The sequence below is a fragment of the Pseudomonas sp. NPDC078416 genome (genome assembly GCF_050268485.1).
GTDB lineage: Bacteria > Pseudomonadota > Gammaproteobacteria > Pseudomonadales > Pseudomonadaceae > Aquipseudomonas.
In genome coordinates this window covers 1-19402 of sequence record NZ_JBNNGV010000018.1, presented here as the reverse complement: position 1 = coordinate 19402, position 19402 = coordinate 1, and the positions used below count along the sequence as shown (strand labels likewise).

At 60.8% G+C, this 19402-nt stretch carries 16 protein-coding genes; 6 read left to right on the top strand and 10 right to left on the bottom strand.

What is annotated here, in order from left to right; translation table 11 throughout:
* Window positions 1-79: 79 nt before the first annotated feature.
* Window positions 80-868: a 3-oxoadipate enol-lactonase gene (gene pcaD, locus ACQKEN_RS16300; protein WP_427686997.1), complete on the top strand. Its 789-nt coding sequence runs from the start codon at window positions 80-82 to the stop codon at window positions 866-868.
* A gap of 81 nt (window positions 869-949) precedes the next feature.
* Here the strand turns inward: pcaD and ACQKEN_RS16295 are convergent, their stop codons facing one another.
* Genes ACQKEN_RS16295 through ACQKEN_RS16285 form a run of 3 tightly spaced genes read right to left on the bottom strand, consistent with a single transcriptional unit; the run spans window position 950 to window position 6711 of the window.
* On the bottom strand, window positions 950-2416 hold the full coding sequence (locus ACQKEN_RS16295; protein ID WP_427686995.1) for an AdeC/AdeK/OprM family multidrug efflux complex outer membrane factor: 1467 nt from the start codon (window positions 2414-2416) through the stop codon (window positions 950-952).
* Window positions 2413-5547, bottom strand: coding sequence for an efflux RND transporter permease subunit (locus tag ACQKEN_RS16290; RefSeq protein WP_427686993.1), 3135 nt, complete (start codon window positions 5545-5547; stop codon window positions 2413-2415). Before ACQKEN_RS16290 ends, ACQKEN_RS16295 begins: the two co-directional genes overlap by 4 nt.
* Window positions 5548-5550: 3 nt before the next feature.
* Window positions 5551-6711, bottom strand: a complete 1161-nt coding sequence (locus tag ACQKEN_RS16285) for an efflux RND transporter periplasmic adaptor subunit (RefSeq protein ID WP_427686992.1) — start codon at window positions 6709-6711, stop codon at window positions 5551-5553.
* A 254-nt stretch (window positions 6712-6965) separates the two neighbouring features.
* Here ACQKEN_RS16285 and ACQKEN_RS16280 point away from each other — a divergent pair, with 254 nt between their 5' ends.
* Together ACQKEN_RS16280 and ACQKEN_RS16275 are read left to right on the top strand one after the other, a co-directional pair.
* Window positions 6966-7625, top strand: coding sequence for a TetR family transcriptional regulator (locus tag ACQKEN_RS16280; protein WP_427686990.1), 660 nt, complete (start codon window positions 6966-6968; stop codon window positions 7623-7625).
* A gap of 217 nt (window positions 7626-7842) precedes the next feature.
* Complete coding sequence (locus tag ACQKEN_RS16275) at window positions 7843-8703, top strand: cache domain-containing protein (protein WP_427686988.1); 861 nt, start codon at window positions 7843-7845, stop codon at window positions 8701-8703.
* Between the two features lie 18 nt (window positions 8704-8721).
* Here ACQKEN_RS16275 and ACQKEN_RS16270 read toward each other — a convergent pair whose 3' ends face one another.
* Complete coding sequence (locus ACQKEN_RS16270; protein WP_427686986.1) at window positions 8722-10227, bottom strand: MDR family MFS transporter; 1506 nt, start codon at window positions 10225-10227, stop codon at window positions 8722-8724.
* 460 nt (window positions 10228-10687) lie between these two features.
* Complete coding sequence (locus tag ACQKEN_RS16265; protein ID WP_427686984.1) at window positions 10688-11575, bottom strand: LysR substrate-binding domain-containing protein; 888 nt, start codon at window positions 11573-11575, stop codon at window positions 10688-10690.
* A gap of 142 nt (window positions 11576-11717) precedes the next feature.
* Here ACQKEN_RS16265 and ACQKEN_RS16260 point away from each other — a divergent pair, with 142 nt between their 5' ends.
* The gene (locus tag ACQKEN_RS16260; protein ID WP_427687117.1) at window positions 11718-13349 is read left to right on the top strand and encodes a 5-guanidino-2-oxopentanoate decarboxylase; all 1632 of its coding nucleotides are present in this window, start codon (window positions 11718-11720) and stop codon (window positions 13347-13349) included.
* Between the two features lie 42 nt (window positions 13350-13391).
* Here the strand turns inward: ACQKEN_RS16260 and ACQKEN_RS16255 are convergent, their stop codons facing one another.
* The gene (locus ACQKEN_RS16255) at window positions 13392-14345 is read right to left on the bottom strand and encodes an AraC family transcriptional regulator (protein WP_427686982.1); all 954 of its coding nucleotides are present in this window, start codon (window positions 14343-14345) and stop codon (window positions 13392-13394) included.
* Window positions 14346-14715: 370 nt separating this feature from the next.
* Between ACQKEN_RS16255 and ACQKEN_RS16250 the strand changes: the two genes are divergently transcribed.
* A complete protein-coding gene (locus ACQKEN_RS16250; protein ID WP_427686980.1) occupies window positions 14716-15069 on the top strand; it encodes an antibiotic biosynthesis monooxygenase family protein in 354 nt (117 codons plus the stop codon).
* A 118-nt stretch (window positions 15070-15187) separates the two neighbouring features.
* Window positions 15188-15427, top strand: a complete 240-nt coding sequence (locus ACQKEN_RS16245) for a hypothetical protein (protein ID WP_427686978.1) — start codon at window positions 15188-15190, stop codon at window positions 15425-15427.
* On the opposite strand, the gene ACQKEN_RS16240 is transcribed toward ACQKEN_RS16245, so the two are convergent.
* The 4 genes from ACQKEN_RS16240 to ACQKEN_RS16225 all read right to left on the bottom strand — a co-directional run bounded on the left by ACQKEN_RS16240 (window position 15428) and on the right by ACQKEN_RS16225 (window position 19014).
* Window positions 15428-16051, bottom strand: coding sequence for a flavin reductase family protein (locus ACQKEN_RS16240; RefSeq protein WP_122536018.1), 624 nt, complete (start codon window positions 16049-16051; stop codon window positions 15428-15430).
* A 200-nt stretch (window positions 16052-16251) separates the two neighbouring features.
* Window positions 16252-16575, bottom strand: coding sequence for a hypothetical protein (locus ACQKEN_RS16235; RefSeq protein ID WP_133772376.1), 324 nt, complete (start codon window positions 16573-16575; stop codon window positions 16252-16254).
* Window positions 16576-16981: 406 nt separating this feature from the next.
* Entirely contained in the window at window positions 16982-17446 is a 465-nt protein-coding gene (locus ACQKEN_RS16230) for a hypothetical protein (protein ID WP_427686975.1), read from the bottom strand.
* A 245-nt stretch (window positions 17447-17691) separates the two neighbouring features.
* Window positions 17692-19014: an MFS transporter gene (locus ACQKEN_RS16225; protein WP_427686973.1), complete on the bottom strand. Its 1323-nt coding sequence runs from the start codon at window positions 19012-19014 to the stop codon at window positions 17692-17694.
* Between the last annotated feature and the right edge of the window lie 388 nt (window positions 19015-19402).

The window sequence follows — 19402 nt, the reverse complement described above, 5'->3', positions numbered from 1 at the left end:
CTTGAGGCGCGCGTCCTTGCAGGGCGCGTGCTACCCCTGTTCATCACACTTATTCCACGTGTTTAACGGAGCGACTGCCATGGCGTTCGTACAACTCGAAGACGGTGAGCTGCATTATCAGATTGATGGCCCGGTAGATGCCCCGGTGCTGGTGCTGTCCAACTCGCTGGGCACCGACCTGCACATGTGGGACGCGCAGATCCCGGCGCTGAGCAAGTCATTCCGCGTGTTGCGTTACGACACGCGTGGCCACGGGAAGTCCCTTGTCACTCAAGGGCCTTACACCCTCTCGCAACTGGGGCGAGACGTGCTGGCCCTGCTCGATGCGTTGAAAATTCATCGCGCGCATTTCTGCGGATTGTCCATGGGCGGCCTGATCGGTCAGTGGCTGGGCATCCATGCCAACGACCGGCTGCACAAGCTGATTCTGTGCAACACCGCCGCGAAGATCGGCGACACGGAAACCTGGGCGCCGCGCATCGCGCAGGTGGAGAAAGGCGCCGAACGGGCAATGAAAGAGATGGCCGTTGGCGCCATAGGTCGCTGGTTTACCCCGGGCTTTGCCAGCCAGCATCCCGACAAGGTCACGCCCGTCACCGACGTGCTGGCAGTAACTTCTCCCTTGGGTTACGCCGCCTGCTGCGCGGCTGTCCGGGATGCCGATCTGCGCAACGAAGTCAGTTCGATCACCGTGCCCACGCTGATCATCTGCGGCAGCCACGACGTCGTGACCACGGTCGCGGACGGGCACTTTTTGCAGAACCACATCCACGGCAGCGAACTCTCCGACTACTACGCTGCGCACCTGTGCAGCGTTGAGCTGGGCGAAGTCTTTGCCCTGCGTGTGACGGAGTTTTTGTTGGCGTAACCGCTGTGGCCATTGCTTGAAACAGCCTGAAAACAGGCAAAAAAAACCCACCAATCGGTGGGTTTTTTCATGGGTGCTGGATCAGAACAAACGGGTAGAGGGCACATCACCCGCGGTCGGCTGACGCTCGCCGGTCGGGGTCTGTTCGTACCAGCCGCCGCCCAGGGCGCGGTACAGATTGACCTCGCTGTTGAGCTGCGACAGGCGATCGGTGATCAACGACTGTTGCGCGGTGAACAACTGACGCTGGGCGTCGAGGAAGGTCAGGTTGCTGTCGATCCCGATGCGATAGCGACGCTCGGCCAGACGGTAGTAGTCCTGGTTGGCGTTGACGAAATCGGTCTGCGCTTTGAGCTGATCGTTGTAAGTCTTGCGCGCGGCCAGACCGTCGGAGACCTCCTGGAACGCGGTTTGAATCGCCTTCTCGTAGTTGGCGACGCCGATGTCTTTCTGGATCTTCGAGTAGTCGAGGCTGGCGCGCAGACTGCCCGCGTTGAAGATCGGCAGATTGATCGTCGGCTCGAACAGCCACGTACCCGAACCGCCTTTGAAGAGGCCGCTCAGATCGCCGCTCGCCGTGCCGGCACTGGCCGTGAGGCTGATGCTCGGGAAGAACGCGGCACGTGCAGCGCCGATATTGGCGTTGGCCGCTTTCAGGTTGTATTCGGCCTGAAGAATGTCCGGACGACGCTGAAGCAATTCCGACGGCAGACCCGCTGGCATTTCGTTGAGCATGTCAGCGCTCAACGGCTGCGAAGCGGGCAGGTTGGCCGGCAGACTGGTGCCCAACAGCAGCACCAGATTGTTCTCGTCCTGGGCGACCAGCCGCTGGTACTGGGCCAGCTTGACGCGGGCGCTCTCGACGGAGGTGCGCGATTGCGCCAGGTCCAGCGCCGAGGCCACCCCTACTTCACTGCTGCGAGAGGTCAGACGCAGGCTTTCTTCGAAGGCGCCCAGGGTGTCCTGGGTCAGCTTCAACAGCTCTTTGTCCGCTTCCCACGTCAGGTAGGCGTTGGCCACGTTGGCCACCAGACTGATCTGCGTGCTGCGACGGCCTTCTTCACCGGCGAAGTAGGTTTGCAGCGCCTGCTCACTCAGGCTGCGCACCCGGCCGAACAGATCCAGCTCATAGGAACTGATGCCCAGACCCACCGAATACTGACTGGTGATACCGGACTCGCCCGTTTGCGACAGGTCGCCCGGCACGCGCTGACGCGTGCCGGTGCCCGAGGCTGCCACGGCCGGGAACAGGTCCGCACGTTGAATGCGGTACTGCGCGCGGTAGGCGTCGATGTTCAGTGCGGCGACGCGCAGGTCACGGTTGTTCTGCAGCGACGTCTGAATCAGCTGCTGCAGTGCCGGGTCATGGAAAAACTGACGCCAGCCTTGCTCGGCCGCCGCCTGGTTTGCCGCCTGAGCCGGCGAGTACGCCGGACCTTGCGGAAACTGAGCCGGCACCGGTGCGGCGGGCTGCTTGTAATCGGGGATCAACGAGCAGCCGCCGAGAATGAACGCGGTGACCGCCAGCGAGATCAGGGACTTGCTCATTGGCCAGCCTCATCGTGTGGAGTGTGTTTCTGTTTGCCTTTGAACATCGAGGATATCGAAACGAAGAACAACGGTACCCAGAAGATCGCCAGAATAACCGCGGTGATCATACCGCCGATTACGCCTGTACCGATCGAATGCTGGCTACCGGCACCGGCGCCCGAGGAAATCGCCAGCGGGACCACACCGAGGATGAACGCCATGGACGTCATCACGATAGGCCGCAGACGCATCCGGCAGGCTTCGATGGTCGCCTCGACGATGTCCTTGCCCTGCTCGTGCAGCTCCTTGGCGAACTCGACGATCAGAATGGCGTTTTTCGCCGCCAGACCCACCGTCACCAAAAGACCTACCTGGAAGAACACGTCGTTGGACAGACCGCGCAGGCTCGTTGCGATCAGCGCACCGATAACCCCAAGCGGGATGACCAGCAACACTGCGATCGGAATCGACCAGCTTTCGTACAACGCGGCCAGACACAGGAACACGATCAGAATGGACAGCGCGTACAGCGCCGGCGCCTGAGAACCGGACAGACGCTCTTCATAGGACAGACCCGTCCACGAAAGACCCACGCCGGCCGGCAGCTTCTTCGCCAGTTGCTCGACCTCGGCCATCGCCTCACCGGTGCTGTAACCCGGCGCAGGAGTACCCAGCACTTCCTCGGCCGGCACACCGTTGTAACGGGACAGCTTCGGCGAACCGAACACCCACTCGCCGGTGGCGAACGAGGCAAACGGCACCATCTCGCCGGCGGTGTTGCGCACGTACCACTTCTTCAAATCTTCCGGCTTCATCCGCGCACTGGCATCGCCCTGCACGTACACCTTCTTGACCCGACCGCGGTCGATGAAGTCGTTGACGTAGTTGCCACCCATGGCGATGGACAGGGTGGTGTTGATGTCCGACAGGCTCAGGCCCAGGGCCTGCGCACGCTCATCATCGATGATCAGTTGATACTGCGGCTCATCGTTCAGACCGTTTGGACGCACGCCCGCCAGAATCTTGCTCTGTGCCGCCATGCCCAGCAGTTGGTTACGCGCTTCCATCAGCTTGGCGTGACCCACGCCACCCTGATCCTGCAAGTACACGTCGAAACCGGTGGCGTTACCCAGTTCCAGTACCGCAGGCGGTACGACCGCAAAGGTCATCGCATCGCGGAAACCGAAGAAGTGCTGCTGCGCCCGTTTGGCCAGCTCGAACACGCTGTTGGAGGCATCACGATCGCCCCACGGTTTCAGCATGATGAACGCCAGACCGGAACTCTGACCGCGACCGGCAAAGTTGAAGCCGTTAACGGTGAACACCGAGTTGACCGCGCCGGATTCTTCTTCAAGCAGGTACTTGCGCATGTTGTCGATGACGGTTTGCGTACGTTCTGCCGAGGAGCCCGGTGGCGTCTGCACCTGGGCGAAAATGACACCCTGGTCTTCTTCCGGCAGGAACGCGCTCGGAATGCGGGTGAACATCCAGATGGTGCCGCAGACGATCAGCGCATAAACGATGAAGGCCGGAATCTTGTGCTTGAGCATGTTGCCGACGCCGCGCTCGTAGCTCACGACGCTGCGGTCGAAGGTGCGGTTGAACCAGCCAAAGAATCCACGTTTCGGCTGCCCGTGCTTCTCGTGATCGATCGGCTTGAGCAGGGTGGAGCACAGCGCCGGAGTGAAGATCAGCGCGACCAGTACCGAAAGCGCCATCGCCGAAACGATGGTGATCGAGAACTGACGGTAGATCACACCCGTGGAGCCGCCGAAGAACGCCATTGGCAACAGAACCGCACACAACACGAGTGCGATACCGACCAGTGCGCCCTGGATCTGCTCCATGGACTTGATGGTGGCATCCCGCGGCGAAAGTTTATCCTCCGCCATCACCCGCTCGACGTTTTCCACCACAACGATGGCATCGTCCACCAGCAAGCCGATGGCGAGAATGACCCCGAACATGGTCAGCGTGTTGATGGTGAAACCGGCGGCGGCGAGGATCCCGAACGTACCGAGTAATACCACCGGCACGGTCATCGTGGTGATGATGGTGGCGCGGAAGTTCTGCAGGAACAGATACATCACCAGGAACACCAGGATGATCGCTTCACCCAGGGTGTGAACCACACCGGTAATCGATTCCTGAACCACTGGCGTGGTGTCGTACGGGTAAACCACTTTCATGCCAGGCGGGAAGAACGGCTCCAGCTGCGAGATCGTGGCGCGGATCGCCTTGGCAGTGTCCAGCGCGTTGGCACCGGTCGCCAGCTTGATCGCCAGACCGGAAGCCGCCTTGCCGTTGAACTGCGCGTCGATGCTGTAGTTCTCGCCACCCAGACCGACCTTGGCGACGTCTTTGAGGCGAACCTGCGAACCGTCCTGATTGACCTTCAGCAGGATGTTGCCGAACTGCTCGGCGGTCTGCAGACGGGTTTTACCGATGATCGTGGCGTTCAGCTGCTGACCCTTGAGCGCAGGCAGACCGCCGATCTGTCCGGAAGACACCTGAACGTTCTGGGCAGTGATGGCCGTCTTGACGTCGACCGGGGTCAGCTGAAAGTTGTTCAGCTTGGCCGGGTCGAGCCAGATACGCATGGCGTACTGGGCACCGAAGACCTGAAAGTCACCCACACCGGAGGTACGGGAAATCGGGTCCTGCATGTTCGACACGATGTAGTTGGACAAGTCTTCCTTGCCCATGCTGCCGTCTTCGGAGACCAGGCCGACGACCATCAGGAAGTTCTTCACCGCCTTGGTCACGCGGATACCCTGTTGCTGCACTTCTTGGGGCAGCAGCGGGGTGGCCAGGTTGAGCTTGTTCTGCACCTGAACCTGAGCGATGTCCGGGTTGGTACCCTGGTTGAACGTCGCGGTGATGGTCATGCTGCCGTCGGAGTTACTTTCCGACGACACATAACGCAGGTTGTCGATGCCGTTGAGCTGCTGCTCGATCACCTGAACCACGGTGTCCTGCACGGTTTGCGCGTTGGCGCCCGGGTAGGTCACGGCGATCGCGATGGCCGGCGGCGCAATGGCCGGGTATTGGTTGATCGGTAGCTTGAGGATCGACAGCGTCCCCACCAGCATGATCACGAGGGCAATTACCCACGCGAAAATTGGCCGGTCGATAAAAAATTTCGACATGAATTACTCCCCTTTGCTGCCTGCGGCATTATCAGTTGCCGGGGCAGGCGCCGGGTTAGCTGCATTGACGTTGGTGGCTTCGGCCACTTTCACTTCAGCACCTGGCTTGACGTATTGCAGCCCTTCGGTAATCACGCGATCACCTGCGTTCAGGCCCTTCTCAACCAGCCAGTCGCTGCCGATGGTGCGGTTGGCAACCAGGGTGCGGGACTCGACCTTGTTGTCAGCGTTGACCACCAGTGCGGTCGGTGTGCCCTTCAGGTCGCGGGTCACGCCTTGCTGTGGAACCAGGATCGCGTTCTCGGCCACGCCCGATTGCAGTCGTGCGTGCACGAACATGCCTGGCAGCAGCGTGTGGTCCGGGTTCTGGAACACGGCGCGCAGGGTCACGGAACCGGTGGTCTGGTCGACCGACACTTCCGAGAACTCAAGCTTGCCTTCGATCGGGTAGAGACTGCCGTCTTCGAGTACCAGCTTGACCTTGGCGGCGTTGTCGCCGGCTTTCTGCAGCCTGCCGCTTTCCAGGTCGCGACGCAGCTTGAGCATTTCGGCTGAAGACTGGATCACGTCGACGTAGATCGGGTCGAGCTGCTGAATGGTGGCCATCGCGTCGGCCTGACCATTGCTGACCAGCGCGCCTTCCGTCACCAGCGAACGACCGATGCGGCCGGAAATCGGCGCGTAGACCTTGGTGTAGCGCAGGTTGATCTCTGCAGTCTGCACCGCCGCCTTCGCTTCCCGAGCCGAGCCCACCGCCGTGTCGTATTCCTGACGGCTGACCGCTTGCTCGTTGATCAGCTGCTTGTAGCGGCCAGCGAGCGAGTTGGAGGACTCGTAGGTTGCTTTGGCGCTGTCCAGGGTGGCCTGGTAAATCGCCGGATCGATCTGGTACAGCTGCTGACCGGCTTTGACGTCTGCACCTTCAGTGAACAGGCGCTTGAGGATGATGCCGTTCACTTGCGGACGCACTTCGGCAATACGGAACGCAGTGGTTCGGCCGGGAAGCTCGGACGTCAGGGTGTAGGCCTGGGTTTTGAGAGTAACGACGCCGACCTGAGGGGGCGGTGGTGCTGGGGCCGCTTCTTCCTTTTTGCTGCATCCGCTGAGCAGCGATGCAAGGGCGATGGCAGTGACCAGTACGGTAACAGCTGGCTTGAATTGCATGAAGATCCTCGGGTCAGGAGCCTGAACTCATGAAAAGTGGAAAGGTGCGGGAAGGGGTTCCTGCTGGATAAATAGCATGCTAATGAATATACTTACGTTCACGGCTGTTTGTAAACACCCAACGCTGCGACAATCCAACGCAGCAAGGGCATTAATTGTAGATCCGGGACAAGGCATTACAACGGCCGCCCGATGTGCTGTGCAGGCCGCTCGACCGGAGCGCCTGAAGCATTTTTAGAGAGGTATTGACTGCCATGGTCCGACGTACGAAAGAAGAAGCTCAGGAAACACGCAGGCAGATTCTCGAAGCTGCCGAGCAAGCTTTCTACGATCGAGGGGTCTCCCGCACGACACTCGCGGACATTGCAGCGCTGGCTGGCGTTACCCGCGGCGCGATCTATTGGCATTTCAGCAATAAGGCCGATCTGGTCCAGGCGATGCTCGACAGCCTGCACGAGCCTCTTGAAGAAATGGCGAGGGCGAGCGAAAGCGAAGACGAAGTTGATCCGTTGGGATGGACGCGCAAGCTTCTCATTCATTTGTTTCAGCAAGTTGCCGGCGATCCCAAGACCCGTCGCATCAATGAAATTCTGTTTCATAAATTCGAATTTACCGACGAAATGTGTGACATGCGGCGACAACGTCAATTTGTATGGCTCGACGCCAACGAGCGAATTGCGCTGGCGCTTGGCAACGCTTCCCGTCAGGGACAGCTCCCGGCTGACCTGAATCCGCAACGCGGCGCCATCTGTTTGCATGCTTATATACACGGCATTCTAGGGCAGTGGCTGCTGGTCCCGGAAAGCTTCTCCCTGCAGGAAGAGGCCGAGCGTCTGGTCGACGGCGTTCTCGACATGCTTCGCTTCAGTCCGGCGTTACGCGACCCGGTATCTCGCGCATCCTCAATCAACTGAACCTGCCTGAAGCGGCAAATGTTCGCTGTGTGGCGCTTGGCCTGTATCTATACCGCGCCTGAGCCTTCCTGAACAGGCGGTTTACCTTCGCTTTACTCAGCGAGTCTGGTCATTCAGCGCTCATTCAGGCACTGCTCCCATCGAAGTGCCGAATGCTGCCCTATTCCGATCTTGCGTCTACGCTCCCCCCATAACCAATACGAGTGGGGGCGAAGCCATGGCTGTCGTGTCAAAAAACGCATGCAGAAAACTCCTCTTCGGTGGGCTCGCCGCCCTGTGCATGGGGCAAGGCTGGGCAGCGGGCGACGAAGCGCAGGAAGCGGCAGCCGCCAAGTCGCTGCTGGAAAAAGCCGTGGCCCGTTACCGCGTCCAGGGGGACAAGGCGCTGGCCGAGTTCAGCCGCCAGGGCGAGTTTGTCGATGGCGAGCGTTATGTGTTCGTCACCGATACCAAAGGGATCATGCTGGCAAGTGGAGGGCCATCGGTGGCGTTGATCGACCGTGACGTATCGTCGGTGCTTGATCCGGAGCTGCAAAAAAACTTCAAACAGGTGCTGCAAACCCCTGAGAGCGCCGGCGTTCAGCAGGCCGAATATCGCTGGCAGAACTGGCGCGACGGCAAAGTCGAGCGCAAGCGCGTGTATTTTCAGCGCATCGGCGATCGGGTTCTGGCCGTCGGCTACTACTTGCCCCGCGCTTCGCCGGAGCAGGCGAGGACGTTGCTCGACAAGGCGTCCAGGGCGCTGGAACAGGATAAGGACGGCACACTCCGCGCGATCAATGACCTCAAGGGCGGATTTCTGCAAGATGATCTGTACGTCTTCGTGGTGAACGTCGACACCAAACGCTATCTGGCCCACGGCACCAACCTGCGGCTGGTGAATACTGACTTCAGCAAGGTCAAGGACCCGGAAGGCAAGCCGGTCGGCATTCCGATGCTTGAGCTCATCAAGAAACAGTCCGAAGGCGAATACGAATACCGCTGGCGCAACCCGGTCACCAGCAAGATCGAACACAAGCACGCATATGTGCGCAAGGTCGGTGAACTGTTGGTGGCGGTGGGTTATTACAGCGGCTGATCGCCCTGACAGGTCCGTTTACCGGTCCTTGTCGTCTCGCCCGCGCAGCAGGTTATTCGGCATCGCCAGCGCGGCCGACAGCCCCAGCAGCGAGACCGCCGCGCTGCCCATCAACAGGTGCTGAAAGGTCATCGACAGTTGCCCGCGCAGCATTTCAAGTGCGGGGCCGCTGGCGGCGTGCAGGCTATCCATCAGCAAATTGCCCGAACCTTCGCCCGCCGCTGAGCTGCCTCCGACCTGGGCAATGCCGGAACCGGCGAGCATCGCCAGCAGCAGCGCCGACATCGTCGCTACACCGACCGCGCCGCCCAGTGAACGAAACAGATTGGTCGTGCTGGTCGCCACGCCCATGTCTTTGACCTCCACCGAGTTCTGCGTGCCCACCAGCGAGGTCGGAAACTGCATGCCGCTGGCGATGCCGGTGAGGACCATGAACAGGCTCGTCAGAAGGGCCGACTGCGGCGGCGTGAAGGCGATGCCAAGGATCGCCAGCGGCATCAAGGCTGCGCCGGTGAGGATGATCGGTTTGTAGCGGCCCGTCAGTGAAGTGCGACGGCCGCCGAAGTACGCGCCCATGGGCATGCCGATGGCCAGTGGCATCAGGTGCAACGCCGCGCTGTCGGCCCCTGCGCCGGTGACGGTCTGAAAACGCAGCGGCAGCAGCACGATCAGCGAGATGGCCTGAAAGCTGGTGAAGAAAATCGTGCACCAGCAGAGCACGGCACTGCGGTTGGCGAACAGGTGCATCGGCAGCAAAGGCTCGCGGGTGCGCCGCTCATACAGCACAAAAATCAGCAGTGCGAGCAACGCCACCGACAGTTGCAGGACCACCGACTCGTCGCGCCAACTGTGGCCCTGCCCGATTTCGGTGATGCCCAGCAGCAGGGCGGTCAGGCCGATGATCATCAATACCGTGCCCAAATAGTCGATCACCGGTTTGCGCTGGGGAATCGGCAGGCCGACCAGCGTCTTGCGCGCCACCCACCATGCTGCCATTCCCAGTGGCAGATTGATGATGAACACCCAGCGCCACGACAGGTACTCGGTCATGAAGCCGCCAAGCACAGGGCCGGCCACGCTGGCCGCGGCGTACATCCCGCTGAAGTAACCCTGATAACGACCGCGTTCCCGGGGCGGGACGATGTCACCGATGATCGCCTGGCTCACGGAAACCATGCCGCCGGCGCCGATGCCTTGAAGCACCCTCGCCAGCACCAGTTGTTCCATGCTCTGGGCCATGGCGCAGAACAGCGAGGCGAGGGTAAAGGTCGCCAGCCCGAACAGCATCAAGCGGCGCCGGCCGTACAAATCCCCAAGCTTTCCGTAAATCGGCACCGCCACGGTCAGCGCGACCATGTAGGCGGAGATCACCCAGGCGAGCAGGTCGAAATCCTGGAACTGAGCGGAGATGGCCGGCATCGAGACCGCGACAATGGTCTGGTCCAACGCGCTGAGGAAGACGGCCATCATCAGCGCAAACAGAATGCTGCGGATGTCCGGACGGGGTTGATTAAGGCTCGTCACAGAAGGGACTCGACTGGCAGATTGACCCGCTGAAGACACGCAGGGATTTGCGCCAAGTCTAGTCCGTTAGCTTGCTAATCGATAGCAGGCTGTGGGGATTTTTGCAGTACGTTGACCCGCGTTAGTTCGACCGGCGTCTGCCGTCAACGAAGGGCACTGAACGTTGCATCAGTGGGCATGCAATGCCCCATCGTGCACACCACCGCCATGCGTGGCGTCTGCCTCATTTGTTCGATTCGGTAAGCACCAGCGGCATACAGGCCCAACACGGCAGCAACGGCGACAACATAAACGCACTGTCTTTTTATTGTGGTTCTCATGACATTTGCCTCGATCCGGTAGGACATCTGTTTCAGAGCGGACACTGTCAGTGTAGGTCGCTATTGGCGTGCGAGCCGGGCGATGGGGATTGAATGTTTGTATCAGTCGGGCCTTTGGGGAAGAGCCGGCATTGCGCCGCTCAGCCCATGCGCCGCTCAGCCGCCTGCAGCGACAGCCAGTCCAGCAGATCCTGAAGGGGAGCATTCATTTCGGCGCGCTTGGGACGCACGAAGTAATACGCCGCGCCGGTCCTGACTTTCAGCTCGAACGGCATCACCAGACGTCCCGCGCTCAGGTCTTCACCGATCAGGGACCAGTCGCCAATGGCAACTCCCGACCCTTGTGATGCAACGGTCATCGCCAGGTCCATCGTGTCGAAGTGCTGGCCGTGCTCGACATGGCGCATCTTCGCCCCGGCGGCCTTCAGCCATAGCGTCCAGTCCCGCTCGTCGAGGGTAGGGTGCAGGAGCATGTGCCCTTCCAGGTCGGCGAGGCGTGTGAGGGGATCGCTCGATGTCAGTGTTGGCGAGCACACGGGCGTCAGTTGTTCATCAAACAGGTGCTGCACGTGGGTGGCGTCACCCGGATGCGCGCCGAACACGACGGCGGCATCGAAATCCTCCCGGCGAAAATCCACCAGGTGGGCGCTGGTCGTGGTCAATTGCACCGGCACGTCAGGCCGTTCTTTCTGCCACTGCAGCAGGCGCGGCAACAACCAGCGGCTGATGCAGGTCGGCGCCTTGATCTTCAGCGCCTTTGGTCTGGCATCGACCTGATCCACTGCCTCTTCGATCAGGCTGAACACCTGTTCGATGCGCGGCAGCCATTCACGGCCTTGGGCGGTCAGGCTCAAGCCTCGAGCCTCGCGATTGAACAGGCGATAGCCCAAATGAGCTTCAAGCCCGGAGATCTGCCGGCTCACCGCGCCTTGGGTAATGTGCAACGCCTCGGCTGCTCGGGTGAAATTGCAGCACTTGGCCGTGATCAGGAACGTGTGTAGGGCAGGAAGGGGAGGGAGGCGTTTCATCGGCGGGCGAGCCATGAGCTGAGAACATGGCTAAGCATGACATTTTTTGCGTTGTGGTCGATACGGCCCTGCGGCTTCAATGGCCGTCTACCAAGCCTGCCGAGCGCGGGCGTCGGGCACGACTGATAACGAGGCGGAACACATGGCGACGTGCGGGGAAGTGCTGGTCAGGTTGCTGGAAGGTTACGGGGTCGAGCGGGTGTTCGGGATTCCCGGCGTGCACACGGTCGAGCTCTACCGAGGGCTGGCGGGATCGTCGATCAGGCACGTCACGCCGCGCCACGAGCAGGGCGCGGGCTTGATGGCCGACGGTTATGCGCGCACCCGGGGCAAGCCCGGCGTGTGCTTCATCATCACCGGTCCCGGCATGACCAACATCACCACGGCGATGGGCCAGGCCTACGCTGACTCCATCCCCATGCTGGTGATTTCCAGCGTGCAGTCGCGCAGCCAATTGGGCGGCGGTCGCGGCAAGCTGCATGAGCTGCCGTCCCAGAGTGCGCTGGTGGCGGGCGTCGCGGCGTTCTCTCACACGCTGATGTCGGCGGCTGAATTGCCGTCGGTGCTGGCCCGGGCATTTGCGGTGTTTCAAGCGGCGCGTCCGCGTCCCGTGCACATCGAGATCCCGCTGGACGTGCTGGTGGAAAATGCCGACGCCCTGCTGCACAGCCTGCCGGTATCGGTGGCCCGCGCGGGGCCGGCACCCGCTGCGATCCGGCAAATGGCGAATCGGCTGGCCACGGCGCAACGGCCTTTGATTCTCGCGGGAGGCGGCGCGATTGACGCCGCCCCGGCGTTGACGCGTCTGGCCGAACGACTCGGCGCGCCGGTCGCGCTGACCATCAACGCCAAAGGCATGCTGCCGGGCGCTCACCCGCTGCTGATCGGCTCGACCCAGTCCCTCGATGCCACCCGTGAGGTCATTGAGAGCGCGGACGTGGTGCTGGCCATCGGCACTGAACTCGCCGAGACCGATTACGACATCACCTTTCAGGGCCACTTCAAGATTCCAGGCGCGTTGCTGCGCATCGACATCGACCCCGATCAGACCGTGCGCAACTTTGCGCCGACGGTTGCGCTGGTCTCTGACGCTCAATGCGCCGCCAAGGCCTTGGTGGATGCGTTGGCCGGCGAAGTGCTGGGGCTCCGCAGCGAAGATTGGGGCGCTGCGCGGGTTGCGGCGCTGAAGACGATTCTTGAAGCGGGCTGGGACGATGCCACCTGTGCGCAGACCCTGTTCTTGAAGACGGTGCTCGACGTGCTGCCGGAAGCCGTGATCGTGGGCGACTCCACCCAGCCCGTCTACACCGGCAACCTGACCCTGGACCTCGACAAGCCCCGGCGCTGGTTCAACTCGTCAACCGGTTACGGAACCCTCGGCTATGCATTGCCCGCCGCCGTGGGCGCCTGGCTCGGCAGTCGCGACGCCGGGGAGTCCAATCCGGTGGTGTGCCTGATCGGTGATGGAGGTTTGCAGTTCACCTTGTCCGAGCTGGCGAGTGCGGTGGAAGCGCGAACACCCGTCGTCGTGCTGCTGTGGAATAACCAGGGTTACGAAGAGATCAAGAAGTACATGGTCAACCGCGCCATTGAGCCCATCGGCGTCGACATCTACACGCCTGATTTCATCGGTGTGGCCAAGGCACTGGGATGCGCCGCGGAAGCGGTGGGCAGCGTTGAGCGACTGACCGCCGCCCTGCACTCAGCCAGCCAGCGTAGCGGCCCGACGTTGATCGAGATCGACCAGACTCGGTGGATGAGCAACTGCGTCTGACGGTTTCACCAAGTGGATCGAGACGGCATATTCACCGCCTGATCAAACCGTGCTGCGCAGGCGCGCCAGGTCCCGCAACGGTGGTGCGCCGAACAGGCGGCTGTATTCGCGGCTGAACTGCGACGCGCTTTCGTAGCCGACCCGGTAACCGGCGGCCGAGGCTTCCAGGCCGTCCGCCAGCATCAACCGCCGGGCCTCCTGCAGGCGCAGTTGCTTCTGGTATTGCAGTGGGCTCATGGCGGTGACGGACTTGAAACGGTGATGCAGCGTCGAGACGCTCAGGTTCACCTCCTTCGCCAGATCTTCAATCCGCAGCGGCTCCTGGAAATGGTCGTTGAGCCACTTGATCGCCTGGGTGACGCGATGGGTCTGACAGTTGGAGATGGCGATTTCATACAGCCGATGCCCTTCGCTCCCACGCAGAAGCCGGTACAGAATCTCCCGGTTGATCAGCGGCGCGAGCATGGGAATGTCTTTCGGCGTGTCCAGCAGGCGGATCAGGCGAATGACGGCGTCGAGCAGCTGTGAGTCGATCCGCTCGACATACATGCCGCGTCCGCTGTGACGCGTTGGCACGCTCATCGGACCGGCTTCGGCGATCAGCGCGTTGATTTCCACCGGATCGATTTCCAGGCGCAAGGCCAGGTGCGGCTCTTCCGGGGTCGCGTAAATCACCTTGCCGCTGATGGGCAGGGCCACCGACAGCACCAGGTAGTTGAGCGGGTCGTAGGTGTACAGCTCGCCGCCCAGGGTCACGTCCTTGCGGCCCTGGGCCATGATGCACAACGCCGGTTGCACCAGCCCCGGCACCGATTGCGAGGGACGATCGTGGCGAACCATGAACAGCGGCTTGATCACCGTCTGGAAACTGCCATCGGCGGGGGCATGCCGGCGGATCAGCTCTGCCAGTTCGGCGCGCTGTTGCGTCATCTGCGCGCTCAGCTCGGCAACAGGTCGAGCATCCGTGGCGGACGGCGCAAAGGCGGATAGCGACATGGGGAATTCCTCTGACAGGGCGTTGATGCAGCACAGCTTATTTTTGGGCAAGCGCAAGCGTTAGGCGAATCCTGCCGGATGCTTGCCTGATTCTGTTACCGCTGTGTTGCGTTGCCATGAACGGCCACTGTTCGTCGGAGATCGTTGCTCGAAAGTCCATGGGCATCACACGGCGCAGCGGCGTATCCGGCCGTCACGATGAGCCTGCCAGCGCAGAATCAGGCAATAACCGGGCAGTAATTGGCTACCGCAGGGTGCGCGCCTGCCCCTAACCTTCACTTCCCGCCGCAGCCTGTTTCATGGATCTCGGAACCCGGAGCGCGGCGCCCCCCCCCAGAAGACAGGCACGTAAAGAGAAGGAGCGCAGAGCATGCTAAATACTTCAGTCGTGAGCCATTGGGTATCCGTCCGCGCTCGCCCCGGACACAGTGCGCAACTGGGCGCCCGTTTGAGCAGCCTGATCAGCCCGTCCGCCGCGGCGTCGGGTTGCCTGCACTTCGCACTGCAGAAATCCCTGACCGACGAAGACCTCTGGGTCATCACCGGCTCCTGGGCCGACCCCTCCGCAATGAACGACTGGTTCGCCGCGCCTGAACTGAACCTGTTCTCCGAACTGGTCACCGAGATGCTGGTGGCGAGCCTGGACTTTCAAACCTTCGCCACCGTGACGGCGGCGCAGGCACAGACGACTCATGCCCCTGTGTGTGCTCGCCTGGCGGGCTAACAGGTTTCGGTGCTATTGCTCGGGGGCAGCCGATAGGGCTTGCGAAGAAAACCTTTCAGGTGTTCGAACGCCTGCGTTTAAAATCTCGCCTTCATTTTTCCAGGCAAGGCGTCGAACCATGGCACGCAAAGAATTCCAGCATCACGAAGCCGTTTCAGCCGCGGTCCCCGGTGACGACGGCTACAGCGCCGCGATCGCCGTCAAGGCACGGGTCATGGGCGGTGCGCCAACCTTTCACCGCGTGCTCGCCGAACAGAAATTCCCTACCGCGCTTGCCGCTGACGACGCCGCCGTAACAGAGCTGGAGCGGCTCGCCGACGTCACGCAAGAGGGCGAACTGGTGTTCGCCCGGGATTGATCAGACTTTTGGCCGGTACATTTTGAACAGCGACTCTGCGCTCAGCTGAAAATAGTCAGCCGGGCCACCGCCGCGCAGGATGGGCTCGCCGGCTGCGGTGTCATACACACCTTCCTTCAGCAGCCGCTTGGCAATATGCACGGCCACCACTTCCCCCAGAATCAACCAGCTCGGTACGACCTCCTTGTCGGCGCGTTGCAGCTGGATGATCTGCGTCACTTTGCATTCGAACGACACCGGCGTTTCTTTGACCCTCGGCACGGAAACGATGCGCGACGGTTCTGCGGTCAGGCCGGCCAGTTCGAACTCACTCACGTCCGCCGGCACGGCTGCGCAACTCATGTTCATCTGCTCGGCCAGGCTGCGCGTAGCCAGGTTCCAGACGAACTCGCCGGTCTGTTCGATATTGTTCAGGCTGTCTTTGCGACCGATGCTGCAGAAACCGATGATCGGCGGCACATAGTTGAAGGCGTTGAAGAAGCTGTAGGGCGCCAGGTTCAGCTTGCCCTCTGCGTCCTGAGACGAGATCCAGCCGATCGGGCGTGGACCCACGATGGCGTTGAACGGGTCGTGGGGCAGTCCATGACCTTTGGACGGTTCGTAGAAATGAATATCGTCTGACATGGTGTGTTCCTGAATGAGGGTGTGCCGGCGAGGCCGCCGCGGTGTGCGCGTGCACGGGATGCAGGCCGACATAGTGCAAGGCATTGAATGAGGATTCCAGCGACCTCCGAACCCCGGGCAAAAAAAAGCCCGACAAGCGTCGGGCTACAAAGGGAGTTCGGGAGGTGAAACATGAAGCGGTAAACATGAGCGGGTAATGCTTAGCTGGCGCGGTTGGCACCGACGCGATCAGCGCCGTCAGAGGCCAGGCGGTTTGCACCGACGTGATCAGAACCGTCAGCAGCCTGGCGGTTGTTACCGACCCGGTCAGCGCCGTCAGCGGCGAGACGATTGGCGCCGACGTGGTCAGAACCATCGGAAGCCTGACGATAAGAACCGGTGTGCGACGCGTTGGTATGAGAAGAACCGCCTTCTGCGACAACAGTGCCGTTAAATGCAGAGTGCTGTTCGGAAGCCGGCAGAGCGAATGCGCTCGATGCCAGAATGGAAAGACTAATACCAAAAATAATATTCGACGTTTTCATGAGTGTTGCTCCAGTAAGTTCAATAATTTTTCAACTTGGGAATGGAGCTAATGTTACGCGCGTACGGATTAAGTTGAAGTTAACGCTGTTGCTAACGACCATCGCTAAAAATGATAGTGGGCTGAGATGCCCGGTTTTAAAGCGTTGCAGAGAGATTTGCGCTGGAATGGGGCAATTTTCATAATAGAAGGCGATTTTGCCTGTTGACGCGAAAGAGATTTATTGATAGCGCGTTGTGGCGGAGGGTTGGGTGGTTGGGCAGAGAGTGAGGGAGATCGAGGTGAGTGCGCCTGCTGCGTTGCTGGAGAAATTCGCCATGCGCCCAGTCAAACCAAGGGTTTCAGGTTTTGTAACGCAGAAAATTAAGCCCGGCACAAAGCCGGGCTGAGAGGACGTCATGGATGTATCAGCTCAGGCGATTTGCACCAACATGATCCGAGCCGTCAGCAGCAAGACGATTGGCACCGACGTGGTCAGAACCATCAGCGGCCTGGCGGTTTGCACCGACACGGTCAGCGCCATCAGCAGCAAGACGATTTGCACCTACGTGGTCAGAACCATCAGCGGCCTGGCGGTTTGCACCGACGCGGTCGGCACCGTCAGCAGCAAGGCGGTTGGCGCCCACGTGATCCGAGCCATCAGCGGCCTGGCGATTTGCACCGACACGGTCGGCACCGTCAGCAGCAAGGCGGTTGGCACCTACGTGGTCAGAACCGTCAGCAGCGACGCGACCGATGTTGGTGTGGGACGAGCCGTTTTCTACAACGACCGCAGCATTAGCTGAGTGGTTTGCATCAACAGCGGGAAGTGCAAAGGCGCTGCTGGCAAGAAGGGAGAAAGCGAGGCCGAAGATCAGTTTGTTAGTTTTCATGGTAGTTGCTCCAGATCGATTTAGTTAGTGGGTAACTCGGTATGGAGTGAACTTTACTCGCCTCGGAATTATTAAGAAGTCAATCGCATTGGTAGCGATCATCGCTGAAATTGATACTGCGAAAAGCGAGCGTTATTCATGCACTTAGCGGCGCCTGCGAATGCAAAAGGGCAGCTCATGTGAGTGAGCTGCCCTTTTTTTGCCCTTTGTAAGCTGAGCGAAGCTGCTCGACAGCTCCGTCCAGATCAGTCGGTTTCGATCCGTGAGTGCTTGCGGGTGTCCTTCATGAACACATACACCAGCAACGACACCGCGATGCAGGCCGTGACGTACCAGTAGTAGCCAGTCTCCATGCCAATGCTCTTGAACCACAGCGCGATGTATTCGGCCGTGCCGCCGAAGATCGACACCGTCAGTGCGTACGGCAGGCCGACGCCCAGCGCACGAATCTCGGTAGGGAACAGTTCGGCTTTCACCACGGCGTTGATCGATGTATAGCCGCTGACAATGATCAGCGCGGCCATGATCAGGAAGAACGCGCCCCACCAGCTCTGGATGGTGTGCAGCGTTGTGAGGATCGGCACGGTACACAAAGTGCCCAGCACGCCGAAGGCAATCAGGATCGGGCGGCGACCAATCTTGTCAGACAGCGCGCCGATTACCGGCTGCAGCAGCATGAACAGGAACAGCGTTGCGGCAGAAATCGTCGTCGAATCGGTGATGCTCATGCCCACCGTGTTCACCAGGTACTTCTGCATGTAGGTCGTGTAGGTATAGAAGGCCAGCGTGCCGCCCATGGTCAGGCCGACGACGGTCATCAGCTCTTTCGGATGGCGCATCAGTGTGCGCATCAGGCTTTCTTTGGGTTTGTCCTTCTTGCGGGTGAACGACTCGGTTTCTTCCATCCCGCGACGCAGGAACAGCGCCACCACCGCACACAACGCGCCAATGGCAAACGGGATGCGCCAGCCCCACGTTTGCAGCTGTTCGGTGGTCAGCGTTTGCTGCAGCACGATGAGCACCGCCAGCGCGATGAGCTGGCCGGAGATCAGCGTCACGTACTGAAAGCTTGAGAAAAAGCCCCGGCGTTCTTTGGTCGCCATCTCGCTGAGGTACGTCGCCGAGGTGCCGTACTCGCCACCCACCGACAGGCCCTGCAGCAGGCGGGCGAACACCAGCATGATCGGCGCGCCGACGCCGATGGTTTCGTAACCAGGGGTGAGGGCGATGATCAGCGAGCCGAAACACATCAGCAGCACCGACGCCATCAGCGCGGCCTTGCGGCCTTTGCGGTCCGCGTAGAGGCCCATGAGCCAGCCGCCGATGGGGCGCATCAAGAAGCCCACGGCAAAGATCGCGGCGGTGTTGAGCAATTGGGCCGTGGTGTCGCCCTTGGGGAAGAAGACTTTGGCGAAGTAGAGGGAGAAGGCGGCGTAGACGTACCAGTCGTACCACTCAACCATGTTGCCGACCGATCCGCTGAAAATGGATTTCAGACGACTTCCGGTGGTTTTCTCGGCGACTGGCGTGGCAGCCGTTCCGTGGGAGGCAGAATTGGGGATGGCCATGGGATTTCCTGCAGGTCATTGTTGTTAGAAGGAACGCTTCGAGGCGGTCTGACGACAGTGATAGCAGGAGCTGTGCCAAAGGCTGAAAGCCCCGGTTTAGAGGGTTTGACGTGGAGCAGATGAGCGGAATTCCGCTTGTTCTATGAAGCTCATGAGCGAAAATCCGCTCATGGCTCGATCTGACAGCGAAGTCTCTTCCCGGCTAAAGCCGGTCCCACTGACACCCCGCGTAGTTTTGTAGGACTGGCTTTAGCCGGGAATGCGTCGGGTGTCACGCCGCAGACCAATTGTCGTGCGCCACATCTGAATGTAGGAGCGCGCTTGCCCGCGAAGGCGTAAGCACGGACGACCAATATGCGTTGGATGTCCCGGCCTCTTCGCGGGCAAG